This is a genomic window from Chryseobacterium joostei (genome assembly GCF_003815775.1).
Classification (GTDB): domain Bacteria; phylum Bacteroidota; class Bacteroidia; order Flavobacteriales; family Weeksellaceae; genus Chryseobacterium; species Chryseobacterium joostei.
Genome location: NZ_CP033926.1, coordinates 977,863 through 994,133, shown reverse-complemented (window position 1 = coordinate 994,133; position 16,271 = coordinate 977,863). Strand labels below are relative to the sequence as shown.

At 35.2% G+C, this 16,271-nt stretch carries 15 protein-coding genes and 3 tRNA genes; 11 read left to right on the top strand and 7 right to left on the bottom strand.

All coding sequences use genetic code 11. The features are described 5' to 3' along the window. Positions 1-217 precede the first annotated feature (217 nt). From EG359_RS04675 to EG359_RS04640, 8 genes are all read left to right on the top strand, one after another. Positions 218-2,107 carry a DNA topoisomerase IV subunit B gene (locus tag EG359_RS04675; protein WP_076351489.1) on the top strand — a complete coding sequence of 630 codons (1,890 nt, stop codon included), beginning with the start codon at positions 218-220 and terminating at the stop codon, positions 2,105-2,107. An 83-nt stretch (positions 2,108-2,190) separates the two neighbouring features. Beyond that, entirely contained in the window at positions 2,191-2,607 is a 417-nt protein-coding gene (locus EG359_RS04670; protein WP_084180276.1) for a hypothetical protein, read from the top strand. Positions 2,608-2,615: 8 nt separating this feature from the next. After that, positions 2,616-5,207 carry a DNA gyrase/topoisomerase IV subunit A gene (locus tag EG359_RS04665; protein WP_076351493.1) on the top strand — a complete coding sequence of 864 codons (2,592 nt, stop codon included), beginning with the start codon at positions 2,616-2,618 and terminating at the stop codon, positions 5,205-5,207. 16 nt (positions 5,208-5,223) lie between these two features. Next, entirely contained in the window at positions 5,224-5,784 is a 561-nt protein-coding gene (locus EG359_RS04660) for a hypothetical protein (protein ID WP_076351495.1), read from the top strand. A 10-nt stretch (positions 5,785-5,794) separates the two neighbouring features. Next, entirely contained in the window at positions 5,795-6,436 is a 642-nt protein-coding gene (locus EG359_RS04655; protein WP_076351497.1) for a rhomboid family intramembrane serine protease, read from the top strand. A gap of 30 nt (positions 6,437-6,466) precedes the next feature. Then, positions 6,467-7,555, top strand: coding sequence for a helix-turn-helix domain-containing protein (locus EG359_RS04650; RefSeq protein WP_076351499.1), 1,089 nt, complete (start codon positions 6,467-6,469; stop codon positions 7,553-7,555). 159 nt (positions 7,556-7,714) lie between these two features. Beyond that, positions 7,715-8,500, top strand: coding sequence for an SDR family NAD(P)-dependent oxidoreductase (locus EG359_RS04645; protein ID WP_076351501.1), 786 nt, complete (start codon positions 7,715-7,717; stop codon positions 8,498-8,500). Then, the gene (locus EG359_RS04640; protein WP_076351503.1) at positions 8,497-9,468 is read left to right on the top strand and encodes an NAD-dependent epimerase/dehydratase family protein; all 972 of its coding nucleotides are present in this window, start codon (positions 8,497-8,499) and stop codon (positions 9,466-9,468) included. The genes EG359_RS04645 and EG359_RS04640 overlap by 4 nt, the downstream gene beginning before the upstream one ends. A gap of 91 nt (positions 9,469-9,559) precedes the next feature. Here EG359_RS04640 and EG359_RS04635 read toward each other — a convergent pair whose 3' ends face one another. The 7 genes from EG359_RS04635 to EG359_RS04605 all read right to left on the bottom strand — a co-directional run bounded on the left by EG359_RS04635 (position 9,560) and on the right by EG359_RS04605 (position 15,850). Beyond that, positions 9,560-11,119 carry a lectin-like domain-containing protein gene (locus EG359_RS04635; RefSeq protein WP_076351505.1) on the bottom strand — a complete coding sequence of 520 codons (1,560 nt, stop codon included), beginning with the start codon at positions 11,117-11,119 and terminating at the stop codon, positions 9,560-9,562. A gap of 7 nt (positions 11,120-11,126) precedes the next feature. Next, complete coding sequence (locus tag EG359_RS04630; RefSeq protein ID WP_076351507.1) at positions 11,127-11,702, bottom strand: hypothetical protein; 576 nt, start codon at positions 11,700-11,702, stop codon at positions 11,127-11,129. 768 nt (positions 11,703-12,470) lie between these two features. Then, positions 12,471-12,830, bottom strand: coding sequence for a DUF4180 domain-containing protein (locus EG359_RS04625; RefSeq protein ID WP_076351509.1), 360 nt, complete (start codon positions 12,828-12,830; stop codon positions 12,471-12,473). Between the two features lie 41 nt (positions 12,831-12,871). After that, positions 12,872-13,720 carry a peptide chain release factor N(5)-glutamine methyltransferase gene (gene prmC / locus EG359_RS04620; RefSeq protein ID WP_076351511.1) on the bottom strand — a complete coding sequence of 283 codons (849 nt, stop codon included), beginning with the start codon at positions 13,718-13,720 and terminating at the stop codon, positions 12,872-12,874. After that, the gene (yaaA, locus tag EG359_RS04615; protein ID WP_076351513.1) at positions 13,721-14,479 is read right to left on the bottom strand and encodes a peroxide stress protein YaaA; all 759 of its coding nucleotides are present in this window, start codon (positions 14,477-14,479) and stop codon (positions 13,721-13,723) included. 4 nt (positions 14,480-14,483) lie between these two features. Further along, positions 14,484-15,185 carry a CPBP family intramembrane glutamic endopeptidase gene (locus EG359_RS04610; RefSeq protein ID WP_076351515.1) on the bottom strand — a complete coding sequence of 234 codons (702 nt, stop codon included), beginning with the start codon at positions 15,183-15,185 and terminating at the stop codon, positions 14,484-14,486. Between the two features lie 53 nt (positions 15,186-15,238). Beyond that, positions 15,239-15,850 (bottom strand): L-threonylcarbamoyladenylate synthase, encoded by a 612-nt coding sequence (locus tag EG359_RS04605; RefSeq protein ID WP_076351517.1) that lies wholly within the window; start codon positions 15,848-15,850, stop codon positions 15,239-15,241. A gap of 101 nt (positions 15,851-15,951) precedes the next feature. Here EG359_RS04605 and EG359_RS04600 point away from each other — a divergent pair. The 3 genes from EG359_RS04600 to EG359_RS04590 all read left to right on the top strand — a co-directional run bounded on the left by EG359_RS04600 (position 15,952) and on the right by EG359_RS04590 (position 16,250). Further along, a tRNA-Met gene (locus EG359_RS04600) sits at positions 15,952-16,024 on the top strand. Positions 16,025-16,064: 40 nt separating this feature from the next. Then, positions 16,065-16,137: transfer RNA gene (locus EG359_RS04595), tRNA-Met, on the top strand. Between the two features lie 40 nt (positions 16,138-16,177). Further along, positions 16,178-16,250 (top strand) — tRNA-Met (locus EG359_RS04590). Positions 16,251-16,271: the final 21 nt, after the last annotated feature.

Below are 16,271 nucleotides of genomic sequence, written 5' to 3'. Positions count from 1 at the left end.
TTTTGATGAATTTCCTTATTAGCTTTACGATTGTCAATAGGCTGTAAAATAAAATAAACCTGAGCAGGAACGCCTGCTTATTATTCTTAATTTATTTAAGTCCACTTTTTTGATAGATCAATCCTAATTTTAGGATAAATGTTGATAAAAAAATGAACTTTAAAATTCGGATAATTTTGTACAATTTCGTACTTTTGTATGTTTGCTGAAATCATATATGTCACAAGAAATAAATCCAACCTACTCCGAAGATAATATCAGAACCCTCGATTGGCAGGAACATATCCGTCTGCGCCCCGGCATGTACATCGGGAAGCTCGGTGATGGTTCTTCCGCGGATGATGGTATTTACATTTTACTTAAAGAAATTCTGGACAACTCGATAGATGAGTTCAGGATGAGATCCGGAAAAAGAATTGAAATAAAACTGGACGATGGTAAGGTTACCATCCGTGACTTCGGTCGTGGAATCCCGTTGGGAAAAATGGTAGATGCTGTTTCCAAAATGAATACCGGAGGTAAATACGACAGTAAGGCGTTCAAGAAATCTGTCGGACTGAATGGGGTGGGTACCAAGGCAGTAAATGCTCTTTCAGAGTATTTCAGGGTACGTTCTTTCCGTGACGGAAAGATGAAGGCAGCGGAGTTTTCCCGCGGTATGATTAAAGAAGATTTTGATGAAAAGGAAACTTCTGACAGAAACGGGACTGAAATTTCATTCGTTCCCGATGGGGAAATATTCCTGCATTTCAAATATAGAAAAGAGTATATCGAAAGAATGCTCCGCAACTATGCCTATTTGAATCCGGGACTGAAAATTCTTTTCAACGGAGAAACTTATTTTTCTGAAAATGGTCTTAAGGATTTGTTGGAAGAAGAATTAGAAAGCGAGATTCTTTATCCGATTGTTCATTTGAAAGAGGAAGATATTGAGGTTGCAATTACCCATTCTGACAAGTCTCAAACAGAAACCTATTTCTCATTCGTAAACGGACAGAATACAACGCAAGGTGGAACACACCTTAATGCTTTCCGTGAAGCATATGTGAAGACAATCCGTGAGTTTTTTAATAAAAGCTTTGATGCTTCCGATATTAGAAAATCTATTATTGCAGCAATTTCCATCAATGTTGAGGAACCGGTATTTGAATCTCAGACCAAAACTAAGCTGGGATCCAATGATATGGGACCTAATGGTCCTACCGTAAGAACTTTCATTATTGATTTTCTTAAAAGTAAGCTGGATAACTTCCTGCACAAGAATCCTGAAATTGCAGAAGCAATTCAAAGAAAGATATTAATCTCAGAAAGAGAAAGAAAGGAACTTTCCGGAATCCAGAAGCTGGCAAGAGAAAGAGCCAAAAAAGTATCTCTGCACAATAAAAAACTTCGTGATTGCAGACAACATTACAATGATCAGAAAGCAGAAAGAAAAGGAGATACACAGATCTTCATCACCGAGGGAGATTCTGCATCAGGATCTATCACAAAGTCCAGAGATGTTGAAACACAGGCTGTATTTTCACTAAAAGGTAAGCCTTTGAACTGTTATGGTCTTACGAAGAAAGTGGTGTACGAAAATGAAGAATTTAACCTTCTTCAGGCTGCTTTAAATATTGAGGAAAGCTTAGAAGATCTAAGATATAATCAGGTAATCATTGCAACCGATGCCGATGTGGATGGAATGCACATTCGTCTATTGATGATCACATTCTTCCTTCAGTTTTTCCCTGATCTGATTAAAAATAACCACCTTTATATTCTTCAGACCCCTTTATTCAGGGTGAGAAATAAAAAAGAAACAAGGTATTGCTATTCAGAAGCAGAAAGAGTAAAGGCACTCAATGATCTTGGTAAAAATCCTGAAATCACTCGATTTAAGGGACTAGGGGAGATTTCTCCGGATGAATTTAAACACTTTATTGGTAAAGATATCCGCCTGGAACCAGTAGTAGTAGGAAAAGATCAGACCATAGAGCAGCTACTGGAATTTTATATGGGGAAAAATACCCCGGACAGACAGGCTTTTATCCTTGAAAATCTGGTGGTAGAAGATGATACGGATATTGATAAAAAAGAAATTTTGAATGACGTAGACAGTTTATAGACTGGTGACAACATAAGAATCAAATGAGACTAAGTAACCGTAATAAAATATCAATTTATAATTCTTTAAGTACCCTGCTACTCATGATGGTAGTATTTGGAATACTTGGGTTTCTGGCTAATAAATATAGATTTAATGTATTGGGAGATGAGAGTTATTTGCTCATTATCATACCTGTATTAATGCTGATTGTTTTTTACCTTAGTGGAAGACAGATCTTCGAATATGATAGCGATGGAGAAGCATTGAATTTTAAAAATAGAAATATAATTCCTTTTTTAAATTCTCCTCTTCATGATGAATTTCCAAAATATAAACTGATAAAATATGATGTAGTCACTATTTTCTTTATCAAAAGATTATACATTACACTTTCAAGTAAGAATAGTGGTTCCACCATACTGAAATACCAGATTTCTTACTTGAGCAGAAAAGAAGTAAATGATTTAAAACTCTCTCTGAATAAAGTAGTGAAAGCTAATAAGGAGAAAAAAGATTAATATAACAGATGACGACAGAAGAATATTCGCATGAGGGTGAAAGCTTAAAGAAAGTTTCCGGTCTTTATAAAGATTGGTTTCTGGATTATGCTTCCTATGTAATTCTGGATAGGGCTATTCCTTCCGTATATGATGGGTTGAAGCCTGTGCAGCGAAGAATCATGCACTCTATGCGGGAACTGGAGGATGGCCGTTACAATAAGGTGGCCAATATCGTGGGAAATACCATGAAGTATCACCCTCACGGTGATGCGTCCATTACAGATGCCATGGTACAGATCGGTCAGAAAGAACTGTTGATAGATACTCAGGGTAACTGGGGGAATATCTATACAGGAGACTCTGCAGCGGCAGCAAGATATATTGAGGCCAGATTGACGCCTTTCGCTCTGGAAGTAGTATTCAATCCTAAAACAACCGAATGGACGAAGTCCTATGACGGAAGAAATAATGAACCCATTGATCTTCCGGTTAAGTTTCCATTGCTTCTTACCCAAGGGGTAGAAGGAATTGGGGTAGGACTTTCCACCAAGATACTTCCACATAACTTCAATGAACTGATCAATGCATCTGTAGCCTATTTAAAAGGAAAGAAATTTGAGCTGTATCCGGACTTTTTAACAGCCGGATATCTTGATGTTTCTGAATATAATGATGGTCACAGAGGAGGAAAAGTAAGAGCCAGAGCAAAAATTACCCAGACAGATAAACATCTTCTGGTGATTTCAGAGCTTCCCTATTCCAAAACAACAAGTGATCTTATTGACTCTATTTTAAAGGCCAATGAGAGAGGTAAGATCAAGATCAAAAAGATTGAGGATAATACTTCTGATAAAGTAGAAATTCTGGTTCATATTCATAATGATGTTTCTCCGGATAAGACGATTGATGCTTTATATGCATTTACCGACTGTCAGGTAACCATTTCTCCGAATGCTTGTGTAATTGTAGGAGACAAACCTATGTTCCTGAACGTTTCGGAGATTTTGAGAATGAATACGGATCATACCGTTTCATTGTTGGAAAAAGAACTTGAAATAGAACTTCACGAACTTCAGGAAAGCTGGCATTTTTCATCCTTGGAAAGAATCTTCATCGAAAACAGAATTTACCATGATATCGAAGAAGTGAAAACCTGGGAAGATGTCTTAAAAACAATTGATGCCGGATTGAAACCTCATACCGGACATCTTTTACGAGCGGTTACAGAAGAAGATATCCTAAGATTAACAGAAATCAGAATCAAGAGAATTTCAAGATTCGATTTAGATAAATTTAAAGAAAACATTGCCTCTCTTGAGGGCAAAATAGAGCAGGTAAAACACCATCTTGCCAACCTGATCACGTATGCTATTGATTATTATTTAAATATTCAGAAGAAATACGGAAAAGACAAGCAAAGAAAAACCGAGCTTAGAATTTTTGATACCATTGATGCTACTAAGGTTGCTGTTGCCAATGAGAAGTTCTATGCGAACTTTGAAGAGGGCTTTATCGGAACCTCATTGAAAAAAGATCAATATTTATTCGACTGTTCGGATATTGATGATATCATTACTTTCCGAAAAGACGGTAGCATGAAGGTGGTAAAAGTGGAGGCCAAAACATTTATTGGAAAAGATATTCTTCACGTTGCTGTTTGGAAGAAAAACGACAAGAGAACGGTTTATAACATGATCTACCGCGAGGGAAGAGAAGGTCCGTTTTACATGAAGCGTTTCTCTGTAACAGGAGTCACCAGAAATACAGACTATCCTTTGGCTTCTGATAAGAAAGGTTCAGAAACATTGTATTTTTCAGCTAATCCTAATGGAGAAGCGGAAACAGTAACTGTACTTTTAAAGCCAAACCCAAGAATCAGAAAGAATAAAATGGAGATCAATTTCTCCGAGCTTGCCATTAAAGGGCGTGATTCTAAAGGAAATCTGGTGACCAAATATGCTGTGAAGAAAGTCGATATGAAAGAAGAGGGTGTTTCTACACTCGCTCCGAGAAGAATCTGGTTTGATGATACTGTAAGAAGACTGAATGCTGATGCAAGAGGAACATTATTAGGAAGCTTTAAAGGAGATGACAAGATATTGACCATTAATACGAATGGTGAAGTAAAGCTGGTTTCATTTGATTTAGGAAACCGTTTTGATGATGAATATCTGGTTCTTGAAAAATGGAGACCATCACAGCCCATTACCTGTATTTATTACGATGGGGAAAAGGATATTTACTTTATCAAGAGATTCCTTTTGGAAAATACGGTTAACTTACAAACCTTTATGCCGTCTGAACATCCAAAATCATTCATAGAAAATGTGATTATTGCCAATAACGTTACTGCAGAAATAATTTTTGCAAAAGATAAAGGGAAAGAACGTGATCCGGAAACCATAAATATAGATGAATTTATTGCGGTAAAAGGGATAAAGGCCATAGGAAACCAGTTTACAAAATTCAAGGTAAAGGCCATTAATATTACGATTCCGGAACCTGTAGAAGAAGAACCGGAAGTCTATGAAGAACCGGAACAAACAGGTGATATGGATGAAGATGGGGGGATCATCGGAAATTTGTTCCAGGGAGAGGGAGATAGCGAAACGGAATAAAAACCCATCTCAATCCATGAAGAAATATACATTTTCTACCCTGTTGCTGATTGCTTTACTTAGCTTTTCATGCAAAGAAAAGAAAACAGTAGTTACAAAGGTTGTCACTACAAAATCAAAGTTAGCTACTGATACTCATGATAGTATTCAGGAAGATAAAGAAGACGAAGATGAAGTGAGAAAAAGCGATTTGGATTATGAGGTGGTAGATCCTAACAGTTTTAAAAAATGGAAAGGAGCGTATTTTCTTGAATACAAAGATTATGCAGGAGAAGGAAATGCTGTTATTAAAGTAAAGTTGAAACTGGATGATCCGGAATTCAACAATCTTTGGATTTGGTGGGAAGCTCCTAATGAAAAGAATAGTGATACCATCAGTGTATTTGGAAGTTTTGGTAAAGCAGATAATATCAATACCAAAATTAAGTTTTTACCGGAAGTTGAGACTGGAGACGGAAGAGGTATAGAGAAAGATTATTTCTTGTATGAAAAAGATAACAAGTTTTACATCAAATCGAGGATGATTCCTTCCGAAAACGGTATCATTAAAAAGCTTCCCATTCAAAAAATAAAATAAAAAATACCAGATGAGTATAGTAGTTTTAATTATCATAGCAATCACATGTATCTTTAGTTACATGGGATTCAACAATACCAGTTTATTTGAAAAATATAAATTCAATGTTGGGGCAATTGCCAACAAAAAAGAATATATAAGATTAATTAGTTCTGCATTTTTGCATGCAGACTTTATGCATTTATTTTTCAATATGCTTTCACTATATTTCTTTCAGGGAGTGGTGATCCATTTTTTTGGAGAGATAGGATTTTTAATCATTTACTTTGGATCAATGATTCTGGGGAATCTATTTAGCTTACAGATTTATCAAAAGCAACCTTGGTATTCCGCAATCGGAGCCTCAGGAGCTGTTTCGGGTATTATTTTTGCTTCCATAGCAATGGCCCCAAGTGAAATTAGTGTCAACTTTTTACCGGGATGGCTGTTTGGAACTCTTTATTTCGGATATTCAGTATATATGATGCTGAATCCTAAGCAATGGGATAACCTTGGGCATGCAGCTCACCTTGGAGGTGCCTTTTTTGGGCTTGTTTACTCTGTAGCAATGCATCCGCAGCTGGCAATGAGCAATTTGTTCTATCTGGGCGTAATGTCGCTTCCATTAATTTATTTGGGTTATCAGATCTTTGTCAGGAAACGAATAGGATAAAAACTATTTCTAATTAAAATATCAAAACCAATGAACACATCAGAATTTAATAGTTTCATCGTGATACTTATCTATGGTTCATTGGTTTTGCTTTCTTTATTAAAGCTAGCCAACCCTTTAAAAGTTAATAAAAAAGCTAATTTTTGGTTTGGAGTCTTTCTTTTCCTCTGGTCCACATTTTGGATGGACGAGGTGCTTTTCCTGATTACCGGTTCAGTTATTGAATTTCATTCCCTTTTTCTGATAAGATCTATACAATATCTGACCCCGATTTTTTTCTACCTAAGTGTATTATTCTATACGAACCCGTCCTTTAGGTTTAAAATAACAGATTTTAAATTTCTACTGTTGCCGGCAGCATTTTTAGCTTGCCTTGTATTAGTAAGACTTGGGTACAAGAATCCGTTTGAATCCTTGGCTATCATCCTTATTTTAGTTCAGGCATTATTTTATACAGGGCTTTCCTACATTATCATCAGAAAACATCAACGAAAAATTCAACAGTTCTCCTCCAATACAGAAGGAATTGATCTTAACTGGCTTGAGTATATTATTCTGGTGCTTTTTGCCGTGAACATTATCTATGTAATTTATAACCTGTTTTATGATCCAAAATCATTGAACTTCTTTATCAATACAGTTTTTTTACTTGTTATATACTGTGTTGGCTACTATTCCCTGAAAGAAAAAGAGATTTATCCCTTGGAAGAAAAACAACGGGAAGAGCTCATTTCCATTAATGAAGATTCAGATTCAGAAGACGTAAAAAGAAAATTGATTTCTGATGAGGAACTGCTAAAAATTAAATCTCAGTTGGAAATGATAATGAACACCCAAAAACCTTATCTGGACAGTGAGCTGAACCTTATTAAACTGGCTGAAATGCTATCTGTTTCCACTCATCATTTATCCTATGTAATTAATACCGGTTTCGGAAAGAACTTTTTCCAGTACATCAATGAATTTAGGGTAGAATATGCCAAAAAACTTTTAAAGGAAACGGACAGCAAATTATCAATTTTAGGGGTTGCCTATGAATCAGGATTCAATTCCAAAACCTCATTCAATACAACTTTCAAAAAACTGACCGGACAAACTCCTTCCGAGTTCAAAAAATAGGTTCCGATTTATAAAGTTTTACTTTCAAATTGTATTTAAAATATTGAATTTTAATAAGTTGTGGGCTTTTGTTTTTTGATTTAAAATAGGTTCGCTCAGATAATTCGGAACATTAAAAGGGTATTCCTACGATAGCTTTGTACCGTAAAATTTAATCTTATGGATACCAAAGAATCGTACGCAGTAGTTACAGGAGCCAGCCAAGGCTTAGGAAAAGCATTTGCTGAAAATCTGGCAATGAAAAACATTAATGTCATTTTGGTAAGTCTTCCGAACCAGAATCTAAAAGAACTTTCCCAACAGCTTGAAGAAAAATATCAAATAAAGGCACACTATTATGAAGTAGACCTTTCCGTCAATGAAAATGTATTAAAGCTCACAGAATGGCTTAATTCATCTTTCAATATCCATATTTTGATCAATAACGCAGGGCTTGGTGGAACCAAAAGATTTACAGAAGCAAGCTCAGATTATATCAATACAATTCTTCAGGTCAACGTAGCAGCAACCTCGCTTATTACGCATCAACTTCTGCCCAATCTGTTAAGACAGCCCAAAGCTTATATTTTAAACGTTTCTAGTATGGCGGCCTTTTCTCCCATTGGCTTCAAGACAGTTTATCCTGCAACAAAAACCTTTATCCATTCATTTTCAAGAGGATTACATGAAGAATTAAAAGATACCAATGTTTTTGTAAGTGTTGTAAACCCCGGAGCTATGAAAACCAATGCTGATGTCTGTAAAAGAATTGAAAAGCAAGGTTTCTGGGGCAAAATGACACTTTTAAACCCTGATAAAGTAGCTTCCCGATGCATTCAGCAGTTATTTAAAAAAGATTCCGTAATTATGGTGAACCCAATAAGCTGGCTGGTGATGAAGATTGTCCCGATATGGATCAAGCTTCCATTGATGACCCAAGCCATAAAAAGAGAGATCGAAGCATGAAAAACGTTTTTGTAACCGGAGCTACTGGACTTCTGGGAACCAATGTTATTATTAAATTATTAAAAGATGGTTATACTGTTATTGCTCTGGTGCGCAAGAAAAGCAACTATTTGGGCGAAGAAAATGAAAACCTGAAACTGGTAGAAACAGACTTTTCATCCGATCTTTCCACATTTCTTAAGGAAACTGACTGCGTGATTCATATTGCTGCAGAAACGCGACAAAATTTGCTCAGTTACGATGATTACAGAAAAGTAAACTATGAAATGACAGCAAATTTAATCACTCAGGCAGCGGCCTGCGGAGTAAAAAGATTCTTGTTTATAAGTTCTGCCAATACATTAGGCTATGGAGATGAAAAACAACTGGGGAATGAAGATAAAGAGCAAAAGTATCCTTTCACAAAAACCTTTTATGCTCAAAGTAAACTTGAAGCTGAAAATTTTCTTTTACAGAATCATAAGAAAATTGATGTTATCATTCTGAATCCAACTTTTATGATTGGAGCTTACGATACCAAACCAAGCTCCGGAAAACTAATCTTTTGGGCCTGGAAAAAGAAGTTGGTCTTCTATCCGAAAGGGGGAAAGAACTTTGTTCATGTAGAAGATGCCGCCAATGGAGTAGTAGTTGCTATAGATAAGGGAAACAATGGTGAAATATATCTATTGGCCAGCGAAAACTTAAGCTATAGGGATTTTTTCAAAAAAGTAAACAGGATTACAGGGCAGAATCCCATGATGATCCCGATTCCTAATAGAGTTTTGAGTCTTCTTGGGTTGATAGGAGATGGTTTGAGGATGTTGAAAGTAAAAACAGGGCTTAGTACTTCCAATATGAATGCACTCCAGATCTGTAACTATTATTCCAATCAAAAATCAGTAGAGAAACTTGGTATTCAGTATCAATCCATTGATAATGCCATAGAAGACGCAGTTCAGTATTTTATTAAAAAGAAGATGCATTGATTTTATAGCATTTATTAATACAAAAAAACCAGCCTTTAAAGAGCTGGTTTTATACATTTAATTTTTATGTTTTAGTATTATCCGGTTGGTATTAACGAGGATAATCTATCTTTTGCGTTACATTTTTATTAGAAATAACACAAGGCTTGCTGCAATTATTGGAGTTTGAGATATTTACTTGTATCAATGCAGGCATTGACCTGTAATCTTCATTGTTATAAGGACTTTCAGTTCCATTTCTACCACCCCCTTTGATATCGTATCTTATTTTAGCGATTCCTGTAAATCCATTAGCAGGTCTGAAAGAAACTTTCCCTGTAGATGGGTAATATGTCCATGTTCCCTCACTGTTGGTGTAAACATTGTTTACTATATTGGGAATCACACTTCCATTGATATCCAAAAATCGGAATGATTTAAAATCAATATTATCATAAGAAGCAGTTGGCGGGTTTTGACCATTGATGGAAGAATAAGCAGCATCATTAAGTAAAGGAGCGTACATCGATTTTATTTTTGGACATCCTGCAAATAAATCATCCGTTACTTCAGCGGCATAAGGCTTGCTGACTCCTAGATTTTTTAATAAATGTATGTTTTTAGCATCCCCGGTTGACGCAGCAAAACCAATTCTAAAAGTTGCAGGAGGAGAAGTATCCAACGTTCTTACCTGATTAGTTTGTGTTGCATTTTCCGTATATTTTAAAGATGTGGGATAATAATAATTATCAATAATCTTTTCCTTAACATTTCCATGTTGTATTTCTAAGGTTACATTATAACCTCCCGATGGATTAGGAACTAGTGTTACAAATGCTTTACGGTATCTGGCATCGTTGTCATCTTTAGGAATTGTAGTTCCACCACTCTCCATGATAAATTGATTAAAGTTTGGATTTTGAGCAGCAACATGTTTCCCTGTTTGAACATCCAGATATACCGAACGATTACTACTTGAGGGCGCTGTATTGGTTGCCGTACTGTAAAGTAATGGATAACCATTGTATCCTGCAGGCTCAGAAGATGACAGGTACTGATTGCCACGCTTTCCTCTTAAAGTTACATTACTTCGCCAATTCGCAATTGATACATCAGAAAGTCCATTTCTAGTCCTGTCTCCCTGGCGGAATCTGGTTTTAAAATTTCCAAATTCATCCAGCCCTATTCCTAGATAGGCGCCTCTTAATCCCTCAAGATTTCCTCCTTGGTTTGAGTTTCTCAGAACAAAAGTATAGCCTAGTCCTCCTCCAAAGTATCCAAGGTTAAGTTGATCTTTAGGAATTGATCCATCTACTAAAAATATAGATATACCATCTCCACCATTGGAGTCTCCACCATAAATTGCATATTCAAATTCAAACTTAATTCCTTGGTTGCTTTTAAATATTTTATCAGCCAATATCACTCCTCCGGAAGTGTTGTTAACATTTCGGGTTAATCGTAATCCATCGGTAGTAAAGGTTGCATCATTCTGAACCCCACTTGTGGATACTTTATACGCCTCTTGCGGCTGTAATCCTTGTGTGAAGCTTACAAAATACGGATAACCTGTCCCTTGTTCATTTTGTGCTGAAATATGTTGAGAAAAAATAAACAGTAAAAAAATAAACAAAAATCTTTTATGTTGTATAATTAGGTTGCTCTTTATCATAGCTTACTTATTTTACAACAAAAACAATATTAATAAAAGAACAATCTGTTGCTGCGGCTCTCACATCATAGGTCATTACTCCAGAATCCGAAATAGAAATATTACTGAATACATTAGGATCTGCATCCGTCACATAATAATAAAGGTCTTTGTTTGATGGGAAAAAAGGAATTGAGGCAGGTGCACTTGCGCTTTTTGCCTTCGGAGATCCAAATTGATTCTTATAAAGGGTATATAAATCTTTTGTTTGGCCATTAGCATTCTGCGATGTGTCGAAAGAAACACTCGGCATATAAAACATCTTAACAGCATTATTGCTGATACATAACCAATCCGGAGCGGTAGGAGTACCTATATTTTGGCTCAGGCACTTCTTATCTGTATCATAAATGAGAAGAGAATTGGCAGGTTTGGATATAGCATCTCTTTTTGCGGTAGTAAGCCTTGGGATTAACATTCCCTTATTTTGGCTATAAACATCTAAAGCTGCACTTTCATCAGGATTAGAAATATTAATCCCTACCTGTGCGTGCGCAGACATACCAATTAGAAAAATCGAAATTTGTAAAAGAAAAATTTTCATTGCTTGTGAATTTATTTGTGTGTTAATAATAATTTTTGACAATATTAATTGCCTAAAAATACCTGAAGTACTTTTAGTTTTTTAAATGGATATTGTTTTTTTTTGATTTTAGATCACGTATTAATCTTAGAAATTGATTTTTATATCAACTTCTTTGAAAATAATGGATCGTAAGTTCGTGAGCATAAAAGAATAATAGTAACAAAAACCAAAGGTTTTTATTGTTATAGTGTTATTTTTATTATGCTGATTTTGCTAAGAAATTCAAATGTGATTAGCAAATAATTGACTACGTCGAAACCGTAGTTTTAGTGTCTAAAATAATGATATTCATAATGCTTGTGTTTATGCAAAAATATGAATTAATTATATTATTTCATTACTTTCTGTCAATTAAATTTTAATTAACCTTACTTTTTAATTAATAATTGATTTTTGTTTGGTTTTATTTATTCATATAGCAATTTTATTGATTTTATTTTTATATAATGCATTTATCAAGTGAACTAAATACATGATTTTTTTTAATTATTAAGGGAAATCTGGTTGTAATTTCGATTTCAATGGGTGATTTTTATGAAGATGAAAGAATATTCAGCCGTGTTTTCTTACAAAAGTTTTTCAAAAAAATAATCCTTTTTGTTATGTTATAGAAGGTTAGCCCATATTCTAGAAATAAGATGGAGTAGATTTTGTGTCAGATCAGGAAGAAGATTACCTGACTAGCATAGATGAGAATTAGAATAAAGCTAAATATTACAGGAACATTTATTTTAGAAAGTTTTCCAAGGCATCTTCCAATGTTTCTACAAAATTAATATGCCCTGTTTTATTGCTTTCAAAAATAAAATCTTTCATGCTCTTGCTTTCATATTTGCTGAAATCACCGATAATCGCTAATCCGATACGGTAATTGGAAAACTTCTGCAGGATTTCCCCGGCTATTTTAGTTTTTAAATCAAAGAAATCGGGGGTGATATCTTTCTCGTAGATCATTACTTTGTCAAAGCCTTGGTAATAAATATCTCCCATTAGATCCAGCCCATCCTGTACGGATTGAATGATGACTTCATCGGAAATTACTTCCGCAACTTTTATATTGTTGATATTGTGTGATTTGATGATCATGGTTTCAAGAAATAGTTAATTTTTATGAAAGATAAATTTACTTATTTCTTTCCGCAGATAAATCTGTCATTTTCAGATAAATCCTTTACTAATTGAGCATTGGAAAAATACTCATACAATTCAAGGGTTTCAGGCCCAAGCTTTTGATTGATTTCTAAAAATAGAAGTCCACCACCGTTCAGATGATCCTTAGCGTCTTCTGCAATTTTTCGGTAAAAGATTAATGCATCAGAAGTAGGAGAGAAGAGAGCCATTTTAGGTTCAAATTCTTTCACAGAATCGGCTATTTCAATTTCTTCCTCAATTCCTATGTAGGGAGGATTTGAAATGATAATGTCATAATTTTCAGCCAATTTAAAATTAAGGTAATCCCCATGAATGAATTGAACTTTCAATTGATGATAATCCGCATTTCGTTGAGCTGTTTTCAGGGCTTTTTCAGAAAAATCTATTGAAGAAACTTCAGCGTTTGGGAAATGTTTCTTTAAAACTAAAGGAATCACACCGCTGCCAGTTCCAATATCAAGGATTTTTAACCCTTTTGCTTTAACTTCCAGCCTCTGAATCTCACGAATTGTTATTTCAAGCAGTTCCTCAGTTTCGGGGCGGGGAATAAGAACATTTTCATCTACAAAGAATTTCATTCCATAGAATTCAGTTTCACCCAAAATCTGCTGATAAGGTTTTCCCGTCTTTAATTCTGAAACCAAATTATAAAGTTGTTTCTCATCATCTATTAAAAGTTCCTGCTCAGAGAACCTTCTTTGCTGAAAGTTATCAAAACCTACAATTTTATGAATGAACAAAGATGATAAAAAAGCGCTTTCCGACTCAGTATAAAGGTCGGAAAGTTCTGCTTTAAAATATTTTTTATATGCTGAAATTGTCATTTATCTTGTGAAAACCAGTTTTGTATCAGTAGACTTTTCTTCGTTAATTCTGTATCTTTCGTAATTGAAAGCTTTTACGTCATCCAGTGTTTTTGCATTCGTTTCAGCACAGAATCTTACAACAAGTCCTCTTGCATGTTTCGTATAAACTACAATAGTTTTTAACTTGCCGTCCTTTAATTCATAAAAATCAAAGTCAATTACCTTATGGTTTAATTTTTTTCTGTCGATTACTTTTCCATACTCATTGCTGGCGAGATGAAGAAGAACTTCGCCCTTTTTCATTTCAGAATTCAGCTGTTCTGTAATCTTTTCTCTCCAGAATTCATACAGGTTTTTGTATTGCTCAAATTCAAAATGACGACCCATTTCCAGTCGGTACAGCATTACTTTATCAGATGGTTTTAATAATCCGTATAGTCCGGAAAGCATTCTGTAGTTCTTCTGTAAATAGTCAACAGCATTTTTGTCAAGTGTTTTTGCGTCTAATCCTCTATAGACTTCGCCAGTGAATGCAAACATAGCCGGTGCTGATTCCTTTGCGGTAGGTTTAGATTTCCACTTTTGATTTCTTTCCCAGTTTTCATCAGCCAGTTTAGGCGATATTTCCATTAATTCGGAAAGATATTTTGGAGATTTTTCTTTTAAATAAGAATGTATAAATGCTGCATCTTCAATGAATTTAGGGGTAGTGGACTTCAACAGATCCGTTGAATTTTCTACGTTCATTAATTTTGCAGGAGATGTTATAATTTTCATAATGTTAAAATACAGATAAGTGTTTAAAATCCATAGAATTCATGATCATCAGGGATACCAGATCAAACATAAAGTGGCAAATGATCAGAATTTTAATATTTGAATATTTTTTATAAAACATAGCAAAAACGGCTCCAATAAAGAAAGGCACGATAACCTGACCTATTGTACCGTAGGTACTGTGAAGAATTCCAAAAAGTAATGCAGACACAATAACTCCCAAAAGAGGACTGCTATATATTTTCTCGACTCTGGGCTGTATGTATCCACGCATCAGAAATTCTTCTACAACGCCTGCTGTAAGGCATGTAAAAATAATTAAAAAATAATTATTCTTAAAAATTGAGGTAAGCTGAAGAAGCTTATTACTGATTTTTTCCTGTAACAAGAATTGAAGCAATACATTGATAAATGCACCTCCAATTGTACAAACCAAGTATAAGCCAATAACAGCCTTTATATAGAATCCAATGGAATATTTCTTTTCTTCCTTTAGTAGAAAAGGTCCTTTTTCAATAAAGAAAGAATATAAAAATACGATGAGCAGAACACTCAATATGCCAAGTCGGCTTAGAGAAAAACTACTTGCCGTAATATGTTGTATACCTGTAGCCATTCTGATAACAGGAAAAGCATACAGCATTACAGCAGCTAAAAGTACAAAAGTGAGTAAAATTCCTATAGAATATTTCCCGTTAATCCTCATAATCCTAATTCCGTCTATCGTAAACCTTGAATTCTATACCCTTACACTTTAAACTAAATAATTCCTTTTCCCTGACGGATGATCTCCGGTTCTCCTGAAGTAAGATCCACAATAGTAGAAGCTACATTATCACCATAACCAGAATCAATGACAATATCTACCAAATGGTCATATTTCTCTGCGATAAGCTCAGGATCTGTAGAGTATTCAATAATTTCATCATCATCGTGAATAGAGGTTGATGCAATAGGATGGCCTAATTTTTCAACGATAAGTTGTGGAATGGGGTGGTCCGGAACACGAATACCAATTGTTTTGTGTCCTTTATAAGCCAATGGCAAACTTTTGTTGGCCTCAAGAATAAAAGTAAACGGACCAGGAAGATGACTTTTCAGAAATCTGAAAACAGATGTATCAATAGGTCTTGTAAAGTCGGAAAGATGGCTCAAATCATTACAGATTATAGAGAATTTAGACTTCTCCAGCTTTAATTTTTTCATTTGGGCCAGTTTTTCCATGGCTTTTATATCAAAAATATTACAGCCTAGGGCATAAATTGTATCTGAAGGATAGATAATCAGTCCGCCGTTATTTAATGTTTTAATAACCTCATTCACAAGATTTTCCTGAGGGTTGTCTGGGTAAATTTTCAGTATCTTTGCCATAGAACAAAGATACAAATAATAAAATAGTTTCTGTAAAAGTCCTTTATTTAAAAGAAAAATTAGGATTTGTGAAAAATATTCGTACCTTTGCAATCCAATATCGCGGGATGGAGCAGTAGGTAGCTCGTCGGGCTCATAACCCGAAAGTCATCGGTTCGAGTCCGGTTCCCGCTACTAAGTTAAGTGTCTTCGGTAGACACTCTAAAAAATATACCGCGGGATGGAGCAGTAGGTAGCTCGTCGGGCTCATAACCCGAAGGTCATCGGTTCGAGTCCGGTTCCCGCTACTAAGTTAAGTGTCTTCGGTAGACACTCTAAAAAATATACCGCGGGATGGAGCAGTAGGTAGCTCGTCGGGCTCATAACCCGAAGGTCATCGGTTCGAGTCCGGTTCCCGCTACTAAGTAAGTGCCTTCGGTAG

Coding starts and splice junctions, on each gene's coding strand:
- EG359_RS04675 (WP_076351489.1), top strand. CDS start 218: ATGTCACAAGAAATAAATCCAACCTACTCCGAAGATAATATCAGAACC.
- EG359_RS04670 (WP_084180276.1), top strand. CDS start 2,191: ATGATGGTAGTATTTGGAATACTTGGGTTTCTGGCTAATAAATATAGA.
- EG359_RS04665 (WP_076351493.1), top strand. CDS start 2,616: ATGACGACAGAAGAATATTCGCATGAGGGTGAAAGCTTAAAGAAAGTT.
- EG359_RS04660 (WP_076351495.1), top strand. CDS start 5,224: ATGAAGAAATATACATTTTCTACCCTGTTGCTGATTGCTTTACTTAGC.
- EG359_RS04655 (WP_076351497.1), top strand. CDS start 5,795: ATGAGTATAGTAGTTTTAATTATCATAGCAATCACATGTATCTTTAGT.
- EG359_RS04650 (WP_076351499.1), top strand. CDS start 6,467: ATGAACACATCAGAATTTAATAGTTTCATCGTGATACTTATCTATGGT.
- EG359_RS04645 (WP_076351501.1), top strand. CDS start 7,715: ATGGATACCAAAGAATCGTACGCAGTAGTTACAGGAGCCAGCCAAGGC.
- EG359_RS04640 (WP_076351503.1), top strand. CDS start 8,497: ATGAAAAACGTTTTTGTAACCGGAGCTACTGGACTTCTGGGAACCAAT.
- EG359_RS04635 (WP_076351505.1), bottom strand. CDS start 11,119: ATGATAAAGAGCAACCTAATTATACAACATAAAAGATTTTTGTTTATT.
- EG359_RS04630 (WP_076351507.1), bottom strand. CDS start 11,702: ATGAAAATTTTTCTTTTACAAATTTCGATTTTTCTAATTGGTATGTCT.
- EG359_RS04625 (WP_076351509.1), bottom strand. CDS start 12,830: ATGATCATCAAATCACACAATATCAACAATATAAAAGTTGCGGAAGTA.
- prmC (WP_076351511.1), bottom strand. CDS start 13,720: ATGACAATTTCAGCATATAAAAAATATTTTAAAGCAGAACTTTCCGAC.
- yaaA (WP_076351513.1), bottom strand. CDS start 14,479: ATGAAAATTATAACATCTCCTGCAAAATTAATGAACGTAGAAAATTCA.
- EG359_RS04610 (WP_076351515.1), bottom strand. CDS start 15,185: ATGAGGATTAACGGGAAATATTCTATAGGAATTTTACTCACTTTTGTA.
- EG359_RS04605 (WP_076351517.1), bottom strand. CDS start 15,850: ATGGCAAAGATACTGAAAATTTACCCAGACAACCCTCAGGAAAATCTT.